We start from the raw sequence: 13532 nt of genomic DNA, 5'->3' as shown, positions 1-13532 counted from the left end.
GTCCTCACGGCTATCGGGTTCCCCACATGTAGGTCTGCTTCTTGAGCTTCAGGTAAACGAAGCTCTCGGTGCTCCGCACTCCGGGGATGGCGCGGATGCGGCGGTTGATGACCTCCAGCAGGTGGTCGTCGTCCTCGCAGACGATCTCCACCATCAGGTCGAAGGAGCCGGCGGTCATCACCACGTACTCGCATTCGGCCATGTCGGTCAGGGCGTCGGCGACCGACTCCACGTCGCCCTCCACATGGATGCCGACCATCGCCTGGCGCCGGAAGCCCACGGTCAGCGGGTCCGTCACGGCGACGATCTGCATCACGCCCTGGTCGAGCAGCTTCTGGACGCGCTGGCGCACGGCCGCCTCGGACAGGCCCACGGCCTTGCCGATGGCGGCGTACGGCCGGCGGCCGTCCTCCTGGAGCTGTTCGATGATGGCGAGGGAGACGGCGTCCAGGTGCGGCGTGCTGCCGTTCCTGGATTCGCGGGAGGACTCCCGGCTGTCCCGGGAGTCCTTTGGGTCTGCGCTTCGACTGGCCACGACGTCACTGTGCACGAGGTCTCGACAGTTTCGCAAGGTTCGGGCGATGAAATTCGTTGTTTACATCGGTGAGACGTGCGGATTTCGCAGCAACGGCCGGATCGGGGGTGTTGAAAACGTGGGGCTGACGATTAGGGTGGGTGTCTCAGCTATTGGACAGTTCGACCCTGACACAGGAGGCCGGCAGTGAGCACCGAGCTGCGTCGTCTGCGCAACTACATCGACGGTGAGTTCCGGGACGCCGCCGACGGACGGACCACTCAGGTGGTCAACCCCGCGACCGGCGAGGCGTACGCGACCGCCCCGCTGTCCGGGCAGGCGGACGTCGACGCCGCCATGGAGGCCGCCGCCCGCGCCTTCCCCGCCTGGCGCGACACCACCCCCGCCGAGCGCCAGAAGGCCCTCCTGAAGATCGCGGACGCGTTCGAGGAGCGCGCCGAGGAACTGATCGCCGCCGAGGTGGAGAACACCGGCAAGCCGATCGGGCTCACCCGCTCCGAGGAGATCCCGCCGATGGTGGACCAGATCCGGTTCTTCGCCGGTGCGGCCCGCATGCTGGAGGGCCGCTCGGCCGGTGAGTACATGGAGGGCATGACCTCCATCGTCCGCCGCGAGCCGGTCGGCGTCTGCGCCCAGGTCGCGCCGTGGAACTACCCGATGATGATGGCCGTATGGAAGTTCGCCCCGGCCATCGCCGCGGGCAACACCGTCGTCCTCAAGCCGTCGGACACCACCCCGGCCTCCACCGTGCTGATCGCCGAGATCCTCGGCTCGATCCTGCCCAAGGGTGTCTTCAACGTCATCACCGGTGACCGCGAGACCGGCCGCATGATGGTCGAGCACTCCGTCCCCGCGATGGCCTCCATCACCGGTTCGGTGCGCGCCGGTATGCAGGTCGCCGAGTCCGCGTCCAAGGACCTCAAGCGGGTCCACCTGGAGCTGGGCGGCAAGGCGCCGGTCGTCGTCTTCGAGGACACCGACATCGCCAAGGCCGTCGAGGACATCTCCGTCGCGGGCTTCTTCAACGCCGGCCAGGACTGCACGGCCGCCACCCGCGTGCTGGTCCAGGAGTCCATCCACGACGAGTTCGTCGCCGCGCTCGCCAAGGCCGCCGCCGAGACCAAGACCGGCCAGCCGGACGACGAGGACGTCCTCTTCGGCCCGCTGAACAACCCCAACCAGCTCAGCCAGGTCTCCGGCTTCATCGACCGCCTCCCCGCGCACGCCAAGGTCGAGGCGGGCGGCCAGCGCGTCGGCGACAAGGGCTACTTCTACGCGCCGACCGTGGTCTCCGGCCTCAAGCAGGACGACGAGATCATCCAGAAGGAGGTCTTCGGCCCGGTCATCACCGTCCAGTCCTTCTCGGACGAGGAGCAGGCGGTGGCGTGGGCGAACGGCGTCGAGTACGCCCTGGCCTCCTCGGTGTGGACCAAGGACCACGCCCGCGCGATGCGCATGTCCAAGGCGCTGGACTTCGGCTGCGTGTGGATCAACACCCACATCCCGCTGGTCGCCGAGATGCCGCACGGCGGCTTCAAGAAGTCCGGCTACGGCAAGGACCTGTCGGGTTACGGCTTCGAGGACTACACCCGCATCAAGCACGTGATGACGTCGCTGGACGGCTGACAGCCCGCGTTGCCGGACGGCTGACGCCCCCGCCTTCCCGTCGCGGGCACCCGACACACTGTCGGGTGCCCGCGGTTTCGTTTGACGAGGCGTCCATTGCCCGTCCCCCGGGGCGGGCGGCATGCTGCGCAGATGCAGCCGACCTCCCCGAACGCCTTCCGTCCCGCCCGCCGTTCCGTGCTGCTCGCCCTCGGCGGCGCCGCGCTCGCCGGATGCGGGGTACCCGCGGCCTACGTCGCCCCGGGCGACCGCGCCGGAGCCGACCTGTCCTCCTCCGACCACCGGCTGACCTGGGCGAACTGGCCGCTCTACATCGACGTCGACGACGAGGACGAGACGAAGCGGCCCACGCTGGACGCCTTCGAGGAGCGCACCGGGATCTCCGTCGAGTACGTCGAGGAGATCAACGACAACGACGAGTTCTTCGGGAAGATCAGCCCCGCGCTGATGAACCACCAGCGCACCGACCGCGACCTCATCGTCATCAGCGACTGGATGTGCGCCCGGTTCGTCCGGCTGGGCTGGGTGCAGGAGATGGACCGCTCCCGGCAGCCCCATGTCACCCGGTACCTGGACCCGCTGCTGCGCGAGCCCGCCTTCGACCCCGGCCGCAGGTTCACGGTGCCGTGGCAGTCCGGGATCACCGGCATCGCCTACAACAAGCGCCGCCTCGGCCGGGAGATCCGCCAGGTCTCCGACCTGTGGGCGGACGACCTCAAGGGCCGCGTCACGCTGCTCTCCGGCCTCGACGAGGCCTTCGCGCTGTTGATGCAGGGCAACGGCGTCGACATCACCCGCTGGACCGCGGACGACTTCCACACCGTCTGCGAGCAGGTCGAGCGGCAGGTGAAGAGCGGCCACATCCGCCGCTTCACCGGCAACGACTACATCAAGGACCTCTCCACCGGCGACGTGCTGGCCTGCCAGGCGTACTCCGGCGACGTCATCCAGCTCCAGGCCGACAACCCGGACATCGAGTTCGTGGTCCCCGAGGAGGGCGCCGAGCTGTGGTCGGAGTCCCTGATGATCCCCAACCTCGCCCGCCACAAGACCAACGCCGAGCGGCTGATCGACTACTACTACGAGCCCGAGGTCGCGGCGGAGCTGGCCGCCTGGGTCAACTACGTCTGCCCGGTCCCGGCCGCCCAGGACGTGCTCGCCTCCGCCAAGGACGAGGAGACCGCGGCACTGGCCGAGGACCCGCTGATCTTCCCGGACGCGGCGATGCGCGAGCGGCTCGTCATCGCACGGGACATCACGGCGGACGAGCGGGTGGAGTTCGCGAAGAAGTGGAACGGGATCGTGGGTCTGTAGGGGGGAGGCGAGTACGCGGGGGCAGTTTTTGAACGTGTTCAACAAGGGCGTAGTCTGCTGCCATGAGCGACAGAGCCGCCCTGTTGAGGGGCATTCGCGGCTGGCTGGTCTTCTTCGTCGTGTGCCTGGTGCTGAGCGGCGCCACGGCCTTCCCGCTGGTGCACGAACTGCGCTGGACCGAGAGCGTGCTGCGGTCGCTGTCGGTGCAGGAGTACCTGCCCGGACTCATGGAGTGGATCGAACGGGTGCGGCTCGGTCTCGACACCGCCGACGCCGACTACCCGTTCCTGCTCTACGGCACCGACTGGCTGGCCTTCGCCCACCTCGTCATCGCCGTCGCCTTCTACGGGCCCTACCGGGACCCGGTCCGCAACGTCTGGGTGATCGAGTTCGGGATGATCGCCTGCGCGGGCATCATCCCGCTCGCCCTGATCTGCGGACCGATCCGCGGCATTCCCTTCTGGTGGAGCGTGATCGACATGGCGTTCGGGGTCTTCGGGGTGATCCCGCTCTACGTCGTACGGCGCCGGATCAAGCGGCTTGAGGCGCTGACGCAGGAAGCGGCCGCCGGGGTCACCCCCGCTCCCGCCGCCCAGGCGTGAGCGTACGGAGCACGTCGATGCGGTTCGTGGTGATCGAGTCCACGCCGAACTCGATCAGACGGCGCATCGAGCGGCGGGTGTCCGGGGTCCACACCGACAGCAGAAAGCCGTCCCGGTGGACCTGCTCGGTGAGGGCCCGGTCGACCAGCCCGAAACGGTAGTTGAGCCAGCGCGGCCGGACCGCCGCCAGCAGCGCCGGGCGCGGAGGCGCCAGCGTGGTCCAGGTCAGCGCGATCTCGGCGTCCGGGTCGGCGGCGCGTACGGAGAGCATGGCGGGGGCGCCGGCGCAGTAGTACACGCGCTCCGCCGCCCCCGACTCCCGTACGACGTCCACGATGCGGCGCGTGCTGCGCAGGTCGGGGGCGCCGGGCAGGTCCAGCATCACGCGGTGCCCGTCGGTCGCGGCCAGCGCCTCGGCCAGGGTGGGCACACCGCCGTCCGTGACCCCGCGCACCTCGTCCGCCGACAGTTCCCGCAGCGGGCGGTCCAGCTGCCACAGGCGCTTCAGTGTCGCGTCGTGCAGGAGGACGGGGACGCCGTCCCTGGTGAGCCGTACGTCGATCTCCACGGCGTCGGCGCCGCGCGTGAGGGCCGAGCGCAGGGAGGCGAGGGTGTTCTCGCGGTGCAGGTAGGGGTCGCCGCGATGGGCGACCGCGGTGAGCTCGTCGGTCACGGGGCCAGCCAAGTGGTCGTGTAGGTGTCGATCTCCTCCTTGATACGGGCCTTGGCGGGCCCGTCGAGGAAGGAGGCGTCCACGGCGTTGTGGGCGAGCTGAGCGAGGCCCCGCTCGTCCAGGCGCAGCAGGCGGGCGGCGACCGCGTACTCGTTGTTCAGGTCGGTGCCGAACATCGGTGGGTCGTCGGAGTTGATCGTCACCAGGACACCGGCCTCGACGAACTCCTTGATCGGGTGCTCCTCCAGGGTGCGCACCGCGCGGGTGGCGATGTTGGACGTCGGGCACACCTCCAGCGGGATGCGGTTCTCCGCGAGGTGCGCGAGGAGCTTGGGGTCCTGTGCGGAGCTGGTGCCGTGCCCGATGCGTTCGGCGCCGAGGTGGGTGAGGGCGTCCCACACCGTCTCCGGGCCGGTGGTCTCGCCCGCGTGCGGCACGGAGCGCAGGCCCGCGGCGATCGCCCGGTCGAAGTACGGCTTGAACTGCGGGCGCGGTACGCCGATCTCGGGGCCGCCGAGGCCGAAGGAGACCAGGCCCTCCGGGCGCAGCCGGTCGTCGGTGGCGAGCCGTACCGTCTCCTCCGCCGACTCCAGGCCCGCCTCGCCCGGGATGTCGAAGCACCAGCGCAGCACCGTGCCGAACTCGGCCTCGGCCGCCTTGCGGGCGTCCTCGATGGCCTCCATGAACCCGCGCTCGTCGATGCCGCGGCGGGTGGAGGAGAACGGGGTGATCGTCAGCTCCGCGTAGCGGACCTGCTGGCGGGCCAGGTCGCGGGCCACCTCGTAGGTGAGCAGGCGGACGTCCTCCGGGGTGCGGATCAGGTCCACGACGGAGAGGTACACCTCGATGAAGTGCGCGAAGTCCGTGAAGGTGAAGTAGTCGACCAGGGCCTCGGGGTCGGAGGGCACCCTGGAGTCGGGGTGGCGGGCGGCCAGTTCCGAGACGATGCGCGGGGAGGCGGAGCCGACGTGGTGGACGTGGAGTTCGGCCTTGGGCAGTCCGGCGATGAAGGCGTGCAGGTCACGGTGGGCGTCCGTGAGACCGGTGGTGATCTGGTCGGGCAAGGTTCCTCCCCGGGAACGGCGGCCCGTCCGCGCGTCGGTGGTCGCGGCGGGGCGCGGGTGATCGGCTGATCGGTGACTCCGGGATCATCGTAGGCCGGGGGGTGGGGTGGACGTCGGCGGCTTAGCATGGCGGGACGCAGACAGAGGGGGGCCGCGCATGTCCGACGACGCGCAGACGCCGGGGGCGGGGGAGAACGGCGGGGGCTCGGATCCGTGGGCGCCGCCTGCGGGGGGTACGGACGGGCCTGGGTCTACGGCTTTGTCCGGGTCGGATGTGTGGGCGGTGCCGTCTTCTTCGCCTGCGGCGTCTTCTTCGCCTGCGGAGTCTTCTTCGTCTGCGGAGTCTTCTTCGTCTGCGCCGTCTTGGCCGTCTGTGCCGGCTGTGCCTTCCGGGACTTCCGTGCATGATCAGCCGACGATGACCTCTATGGAGGGGCTGGGGGTGCCGGGGCCTGTGCCGCCGTCGGCGCCGGTGTCCACGGGGCCTTGTTTTCCTCCTCCCCATGGACAGGGGCATGGGCAGGTTCATGGGCAGGGGGAGCCTGTGCCGCCGCCTCCTGTCGCGCCGGATGGGCCCGGGCAGGTGCCGTACGGGTATCCGGGCGGGGGTTACGGGTATCCCGGGGGCGTGGGGGCTGGTACCGGTGGGGGGAACGGGTATGGGTACGGCTATGGGTACGGGGTGCCGGGGATGGCGCCCGTGGCCGTGCCTGGCAACGGGGTGGGGACTTCGGCGCTCGTGCTCGGGATCATCTCTGCCGTCGTGTTCTGTTTGTGGCCGGTGGCCATCCTGCTTGGGGTGCTTGCGCTGATCTTCGGGGTGATCGGGCAGGGGAAGGCGCGGCGGGGGGAGGCCACGAATGGGGGGCAGGCGTTGGCGGGGACGATCTGTGGGGCGGTGGGGATTGTGCTGGGGTTCGGGGCGTTGGCGTTTGTGATCGCTACGCGGTAGGTGGTTGCGGGGCGGTTTTTTCGCCCCCGCCGCCCCTTCCCATTCCCGTCCCCAGGGGCTTTGCCCCTTCGACCCCACCAGGGGGCTCCGCCCCCTGGACCCCCGTCGGCCTGAACGGCCTCGTCCTCAAGCGCCGGACGGGCTGGATATGCCGACCCTCGTCCTGAGGCGCCGGACGGGCTGGATATGCCGACCCTCGTTCTCAAGCGCCGGACGGGCTGGATATGCCGGCCCTCGTCCTCAAGCGCCGGACGGGCCGGTATTGCTCGCCTGCGTTCTCAGCCTCTCCCGTGCCTCCATCAGCGCGAAGCCCAATAGGTTCGGGCCCTTCCAGCGTTCCGGGTTCCAGGCGCCGGGGTCCTTGGTCGAGAGGCCGATGCCCCAGATGCGGTCCACGGGGCTGGCCTCCACCAGGACTCGGGTGCCGGTGGTCAGGAGGTAGCTGCGCAGGGAGTCGTCCGAGCTGAACTTGTGGACGCTGCCTTCCACGACTATGCGGAAGCGTTCGCGGGCCCACAGCTCCTCGGTGAAGTTCTTGACCAGGCGGCCCGCGTTCTTGGCCTCCGAGGGGTGGGATGCCGACAGGACGGCCTGTTCCGCCTCCTTGTCGGCGAACAGCCGGGCCTTCTCCGCCATCATCCAGTGTTCCGCCGTCGGGTAGGTCACCCCGGCCACCGTGAAGGGGGACGGCCACCACTGGCTCAGGCAACTCGCGGTGATGCGGCCGTCCGGATTGGGGCGATGGCCCCAAAAGTGCAGATACTTGACCTCTGTACCTTTACGGACCTCCCTGAGCAGGGCCTCCCGAGAGTCGATCTTTTCCATGCACGCGAGTGTGGCACGCACCACTGACACTCCGTACTCGCTTTTTCGCGTTCACTCGACACCTGGTCGACAGATTCCGTCGCGTAACCAAAAGGCAACAACGGAATCACTTGTTGGAGTCTCATTGCTCTGTCAGGATCGGCAGTCAAATCGAGCTGGAGCTACGCCACCCGCCCCCGTCACAGGCGGGGCGAAGGCGGAGGAGAGCGACATGCACAAGCCGGGCAGCACCCCGGAACGATTCCCCGCGCGCGAGCGCTTCGCCGCTGGCGCGCAGTACATCGCGGGCCGCTACACCAAGGGCACCTCCGGCCGCACCCACGCGGTCGTCGACCCGGCGACGGGGGAGGAGGTCCTCAGCTACGAGCTGGCCGGTGCGGCGGACGTCGATGCCGCTGTCGCGGCTGCCAAGGCCGCCTTCCCCGGCTGGTCCGGCGCCACCCCCGGTGAGCGCTCCGACGCGCTGCACAAGCTCGCCGCCGTGCTTGCCGAGCGTGCCGAGGACTTCGCCCGCGCCGAGTCCCTGCAGTGCGGCAAGCCGCTGAAGCTCACCCGGGAGTTCGACGTGCCGGGGACCCTGGACAACACGTCGTTCTTCGCGGGTGCCGCCCGGCATCTGCAGGGCCAGTCGGCCGGGGAGTACTCCGGCGACCACACCTCGTACGTGCGCCGTGAACCCATCGGCGTCGTCGGCTCCATCGCGCCCTGGAACTACCCCCTCCAGATGGCCGCCTGGAAGATCCTTCCGGCGATCGCCGCGGGCAACACCATCGTGCTCAAGCCCGCCGAGCTGACCCCGCTCACCTCGCTGATGTTCGCCGAGGCCTGCACCGAGGCCGGTATCCCCGACGGTGTCGTCAACATCGTCACGGGGACCGGCAAGGAGGCCGGGGAGCATCTGGTGGGGCACCCCGACGTCGTCATGACCTCCTTCACCGGGTCCACCGCCGTCGGCAAGCGGGTCGCCGAGATCGCCACCGCCACCGTCAAGCGGATCCACCTGGAGCTGGGCGGCAAGGCCCCCTTCGTGGTCTTCGACGACGCGGACCTGGAGGCCGCCGCCAACGGCGCCGTCGCGGGCGCCCTCATCAACACCGGGCAGGACTGCACGGCCGCCACGCGCGCGTACGTGCAGCGGCCGCTGTACGAGGCGTTCGTGGAGCGGACCGCCGCGCTCATGGAGAGCGTCCGGCTCGGTGACCCCTTCGTCGGAGGGACCGACCTCGGCCCGCTGATCTCGCATGTGCAGCGGGACCGGGTCGCCGGGTTCGTCGACCGGGCGCGCGCCTACGCGCGCGTGGTGACCGGAGGGGAGGCGCCGCAGGGGGAGCTGAAGAACGGCGCCTACTACCTGCCGACGCTGATCGCCGACGCCGCCCAGGACAGCGAGGTCGTGCAGTCCGAGATCTTCGGGCCCGTCCTGGTCGTCCTGCCCTTCGACACCGACGACGAGGGGATCGCGCTCGCCAACGACACGCCGTACGGTCTCGCCGCCTCCGCGTGGAGCCGGGACGTCTACCGGGCCAACCGGGCCACGCGGGAGATCAAGGCCGGGTGCGTGTGGGTCAACGACCACATCCCGATCATCAGCGAGATGCCGCACGGCGGGTACAAGGCGTCCGGCTTCGGCAAGGACATGTCAGCGTACTCGTTCGAGGAGTACACACAGATCAAGCACGTTATGTTCGATAACACCGCGGTTGCCAGAAAGGACTGGCACCGCACCATCTTCGGGGACCGTTAGCAGCCAGGCCGCCCGACCCGCGGCCGCCCACCCGAAAGGGCACCAAGCGCATGGAGCAGTACGAGCCCGACCGCCTGTCCCCGGCCCAAGTGGCCGCCATGCGGCGCAGTCTCCGTAACGGCAGGGCCTCCCTCAGCCGCCGTTCGATGCTGCGCGCCTCCGCCGGCGGGGCTCTCGCGGTCGGCGGTCTGGGGACGCTGAGCGCCTGCGGCATCCCGGCCGCGGGCCGCACCGAGGGCGGGGAGTCCACCGACGACCGCTCGGACAAGGAGAAGTCCGTCAACTTCTCCAACTGGACCGAGTACATGGACGTCGACGACAGCGGCAAACGCCACCCCACCCTCGACACGTTCGCCGAGCGGACCGGTATCAAGGTCAAATACACCGAGGACATCAACGACAACGTCGAGTTCTTCGGGAAGATCAAACCGCAGCTCGCCGCCGGTCAGGACACCGGACGTGACCTGATCTGCGTCACCGACTGGCTCGCCGCCCGGATGATCCGCCTCGGGTGGGTCCAGAAACTGGACCCGGCCAACCTGCCGAACGCCTACGCCAACCTCTCCCCCCAGTTCCGCTCCCCGGACTGGGACCCGGGACGGGCGTACTCCTACGTCTGGCAGGGCATCTCCACCGTCATCGCCTACAACAAGAAGGCGCTCGACGGTGTCGAGGTCAAGACCCTCTCCGACCTGCTGGACAACCCCAAGCTCAAGGGCCGGGTCGGCGCCCTGTCCGAGATGCGCGACACCGTCGGCATGACCCTGCTGGACATGGGCAAGGACCCCGGCAACTTCACCACCGACGACTACGACGCGGCCATCGCGCGCCTGCAGAAGGCCGTCGACAAGGGGCAGATCCGCCGCTTCACCGGCAACGACTACACCTCCGACCTGAGCAGCGGCGACTTCGCCGCCTGTATCGCCTGGGCCGGAGACGTCGTCCAGCTCAAGGCCGACAGCCCGGACATCGACTTCGTCATCCCGGACAGCGGCTACATGACGTCGACCGACAACCTGCTGATCCCCAACAAGGCCCGGCACAAGAAGAACGCCGAACGGCTCATCGACTACTACTACGAGCCGGAGGCGGCGGCCCAGCTCGCCGCCTACATCAACTTCGTCTGCCCCGTGGAGGGCGCCAAGGCGGAGCTGGCGAAGATCGACGAGGACGCGGCGAACAACCCGCTGATCATCCCGGACAAGGCCATGGCCGCCAAGTCCCGTGCCTTCCGCTCGCTGAGCTCGAAGGAAGAGACCGCATTTGAAGAGAAGTTCGCGAAGCTGACGGGGGCGTGACCGACGTGACGAACAAGAACGACAACACCGGCGACGTCCGCCTCAGCGGCATCAGCAAGACGTACGGCGGTTTCACCGCCGTGCACCCGCTGGACCTGACCGTGCCCCAGGGCTCCTTCTTCGCCCTGCTCGGCGCCTCCGGCTGCGGCAAGACCACCACCCTGCGCATGATCGCGGGCCTGGAGGAGCCGACCTCCGGCACCGTCCACCTCGGCGACCAGGACGTCACCCGGCTGCCTCCCTACAAGCGGCCGGTGAACACCGTCTTCCAGTCCTACGCCCTCTTCCCGCACCTCGACATCTTCGAGAACGTCGCCTTCGGCCTGCGCCGCCGCGGCATCAAGAGCGTGAAGAAGCAGGTCGAGGACATGCTGGAGCTGGTCCAGCTCGGCGAGCAGGCGCGCAAGAAGCCGCACCAGCTCTCCGGCGGCCAGCAGCAGCGTGTCGCCGTCGCCCGCGCGCTGATCAACCACCCCAAGGTGCTCCTGCTCGACGAGCCGCTCGGCGCCCTCGACCTCAAGCTGCGCCGCCAGATGCAGCTGGAGCTCAAGCGGATCCAGACCGAGGTCGGCATCACCTTCGTGCACGTCACGCACGACCAGGAGGAGGCCATGACCATGGCCGACACGGTCGCCGTGATGAACGCGGGCCGCGTCGAGCAGCTCGGCGCCCCCGCCGACCTGTACGAGAACCCGAAGACCACCTTCGTCGCCAACTTCCTCGGCACCTCCAACCTCATCGAGGCCGAGGTCGACACCAAGAGCGGCGACGACATCGTCCTCAAGGCGGGCGGCGGCAAGCTCGTGCTGCCCCAGGCGCGCTGCACCGCGCCCACCACGACCGGCGGCAAGGTGCTGGTCGGGGTGCGCCCGGAGAAGATCTCCCTCGCCCACGCCGACGACGCCGGCGAGATCCCCGAGGGCCGCAACCGCATCACCGGCACCATCGCCGACGCCTCGTTCATCGGCGTCTCCACGCAGTACGTCATCGACAGCCCGGTCTGCCCCGAGCTGGCGGTCTACGCCCAGAACGTCGACCGCGACGCCCGGCTCGTCCCCGGCGCCGAGGTCGTCCTGCACTGGGCCCCGGCCCACACCTTCGGCCTGGACGCCGCCCAGGACATCGACGCGGGCATCCAGGAAGAGGCGGTCTGATGGCGACGGTCACCGAGGCGCCGCCGCTGGCGCCGGCCCCCGAGAAGAAGCCCCCGCGCAAGCGGGGCCGCTGGACGCCGTACCTGTTGCTGCTGCCCGGTCTGGCCTGGCTGTTCGTGTTCTTCGCGCTGCCGATGGTCTACCAGGCCTCCACCTCGATCCAGACCGGCTCCCTGGAGCAGGGCTACGAGGTCACCTGGCACTTCTCCACCTACTGGGACGCGCTCACCGAGTACTACCCGCAGTTCCTGCGTTCGGTGCTCTACGCCGGGTCCGCGACCGTCCTGTGTCTGCTGCTGGGCTACCCGCTGGCCTATCTGATCGCCTTCCGCGCGGGACGCTGGCGCAACCTGATCATGATCCTGGTGATCGCGCCGTTCTTCACCAGCTTCCTGATCCGCACCCTGGCCTGGAAGACGATCCTCGCCGACAACGGCCCGGTCGTGGAGGCGCTCAACACGCTGCACGTCCTGGACGTCACCAGCTGGCTCGGCATGACGGTCGGCGACCGGGTGCTGGCCACGCCGCTGGCGGTGGTGTGCGGTCTGACGTACAACTTCCTGCCATTCATGATCCTGCCGCTGTACACCTCGCTGGAGCGGATCGACCCCCGGCTGCACGAGGCCGCGAACGATCTGTACGCCAAGCCCAGCACGACCTTCCGCAAGGTCACCTTCCCGCTGTCGATGCCCGGCGTGGTCTCCGGCACGCTCCTCACCTTCATCCCGGCCGCCGGTGACTACGTCAACGCCGATCTGCTCGGCTCCACCGACACCCGGATGATCGGCAATGTCATCCAGTCGCAGTTCCTGAGGATTCTCGACTACCCGACAGCCGCCGCCCTTTCCTTCATCCTGATGTTCGCGATCCTCATCATGGTCACGCTCTACATCCGCAAGTCGGGGACGGAGGATCTGGTTTAAATGGCCTTCGTCAACTGGCTCAAGCGTCATTTCGTCGTCATCGCGGGCCTGTTCACGCTCGGATACCTGCTGCTGCCCAATGTGATCGTGACGATCTTCTCGTTCAACGACCCCAAGGGCCGCTTCAACTACGAGTGGCAGAAATTCTCCACCGACGCCTGGACCGACCCGTGCGGCGTCTCCGGGCTCTGCGACTCGCTCACCCTCAGCCTCCAGATCGCCCTGTGGGCGACGCTGGCCGCCACTCTGCTCGGCGCGATGATCGCCTTCGCCCTGGTCCGCTACCGGTTCCGGGCGCGCGGCGCGGTCAACTCGCTGATCTTCCTGCCGATGGCGATGCCCGAGGTCGTCATGGCGGCCTCACTGCTCACCCTGTTCCTCAACATGGGCATCCAGCTGGGCTTCTGGACGATCCTCATCGCCCACATCATGTTCTGCCTCAGCTTCGTCGTGATCGCCGTCAAGGCGCGCGTGATGTCGATGGACCCGAGGCTGGAACAGGCCGCGCAGGACCTCTACGCCGGTCCCGTGCAGACCTTCCTGAGGGTCACCCTGCCGATCGCGGCACCCGGAATCGCCGCGGGCGCGCTGCTCGCCTTCGCGCTCTCCTTCGACGATTTCATCATCACCAACTTCAACGCGGGCTCCACCGTCACCTTCCCCATGTTCGTCTGGGGCTCGGCACAGCGCGGCACGCCCGTCCAGATCAATGTCATCGGTACCGCGATGTTCGTCATCGCCGTACTGCTCGTGCTGGTCTCCATGCTGATCAGCAACCGCCGCAACAAGCAGAAGGCATAAAGCCCTTCCGCCCATTCCCGT

General features: G+C 68.7%; 11 protein-coding genes and 1 pseudogene. 8 read left to right on the top strand and 4 right to left on the bottom strand.

All coding sequences use genetic code 11. The features are described from left to right. Window positions 1–10: 10 nt before the first annotated feature. Complete coding sequence (locus GA0115233_RS06175; protein ID WP_093719055.1) at window positions 11–550, bottom strand: Lrp/AsnC family transcriptional regulator; 540 nt, start codon at window positions 548–550, stop codon at window positions 11–13. A gap of 171 nt (window positions 551–721) precedes the next feature. On the opposite strand from GA0115233_RS06175, the gene GA0115233_RS06170 reads away from it, so the two are divergent. The 3 genes from GA0115233_RS06170 (at window position 722) to GA0115233_RS06160 (ending at window position 4077) form a co-directional block, all read left to right on the top strand. After that, window positions 722–2161 (top strand): gamma-aminobutyraldehyde dehydrogenase, encoded by a 1440-nt coding sequence (locus GA0115233_RS06170; protein WP_093719054.1) that lies wholly within the window; start codon window positions 722–724, stop codon window positions 2159–2161. Between the two features lie 132 nt (window positions 2162–2293). Further along, window positions 2294–3475 carry a polyamine ABC transporter substrate-binding protein gene (locus tag GA0115233_RS06165; protein ID WP_093719053.1) on the top strand — a complete coding sequence of 394 codons (1182 nt, stop codon included), beginning with the start codon at window positions 2294–2296 and terminating at the stop codon, window positions 3473–3475. 62 nt (window positions 3476–3537) lie between these two features. Continuing rightward, window positions 3538–4077, top strand: coding sequence for a hypothetical protein (locus GA0115233_RS06160; protein ID WP_093719052.1), 540 nt, complete (start codon window positions 3538–3540; stop codon window positions 4075–4077). Here GA0115233_RS06160 and GA0115233_RS06155 read toward each other — a convergent pair. From GA0115233_RS06155 to GA0115233_RS06135, 3 genes and pseudogenes are all read right to left on the bottom strand, one after another. Further along, window positions 4049–4750 carry a glycerophosphodiester phosphodiesterase gene (locus GA0115233_RS06155; protein ID WP_218063401.1) on the bottom strand — a complete coding sequence of 234 codons (702 nt, stop codon included), beginning with the start codon at window positions 4748–4750 and terminating at the stop codon, window positions 4049–4051. The two genes, GA0115233_RS06160 and GA0115233_RS06155, sit on opposite strands and share 29 nt — an antisense overlap. After that, a pseudogene (locus GA0115233_RS06150) lies at window positions 4747–5942 on the bottom strand (adenosine deaminase). Before GA0115233_RS06150 ends, GA0115233_RS06155 begins: the two are co-directional and overlap by 4 nt. Window positions 5943–7006: 1064 nt before the next feature. Continuing rightward, a complete protein-coding gene (locus tag GA0115233_RS06135) occupies window positions 7007–7591 on the bottom strand; it encodes an NADAR family protein (RefSeq protein WP_093719048.1) in 585 nt (194 codons plus the stop codon). A 211-nt stretch (window positions 7592–7802) separates the two neighbouring features. Between GA0115233_RS06135 and GA0115233_RS06130 the strand changes: the two genes are divergently transcribed. From GA0115233_RS06130 to GA0115233_RS06110, 5 genes are read left to right on the top strand one after another with little or no spacing between them, the layout of a single operon-like run. Then, window positions 7803–9335 (top strand): gamma-aminobutyraldehyde dehydrogenase, encoded by a 1533-nt coding sequence (locus GA0115233_RS06130; RefSeq protein WP_093719047.1) that lies wholly within the window; start codon window positions 7803–7805, stop codon window positions 9333–9335. A 50-nt stretch (window positions 9336–9385) separates the two neighbouring features. Continuing rightward, window positions 9386–10633: a polyamine ABC transporter substrate-binding protein gene (locus tag GA0115233_RS06125; protein WP_093719046.1), complete on the top strand. Its 1248-nt coding sequence runs from the start codon at window positions 9386–9388 to the stop codon at window positions 10631–10633. Beyond that, complete coding sequence (locus GA0115233_RS06120; protein WP_093719045.1) at window positions 10630–11787, top strand: ABC transporter ATP-binding protein; 1158 nt, start codon at window positions 10630–10632, stop codon at window positions 11785–11787. The genes GA0115233_RS06125 and GA0115233_RS06120 overlap by 4 nt, the downstream gene beginning before the upstream one ends. Then, window positions 11787–12710 (top strand): ABC transporter permease, encoded by a 924-nt coding sequence (locus tag GA0115233_RS06115; protein WP_093719044.1) that lies wholly within the window; start codon window positions 11787–11789, stop codon window positions 12708–12710. The genes GA0115233_RS06120 and GA0115233_RS06115 overlap by 1 nt, the downstream gene beginning before the upstream one ends. Next, a complete protein-coding gene (locus tag GA0115233_RS06110; RefSeq protein WP_093719043.1) occupies window positions 12711–13511 on the top strand; it encodes an ABC transporter permease in 801 nt (266 codons plus the stop codon). It begins immediately after the preceding gene. The last annotated feature ends 21 nt before the right edge of the window (window positions 13512–13532 follow it).

The sequence above is a fragment of the Streptomyces sp. DI166 genome, assembly GCF_900091315.1.
Classification (GTDB): Bacteria; Actinomycetota; Actinomycetes; order Streptomycetales; family Streptomycetaceae; genus Streptomyces; species Streptomyces fuscus.
Note: the sequence above shows the minus strand (reverse complement) of the source record. Positions and strands in the feature narration are given on the sequence as shown.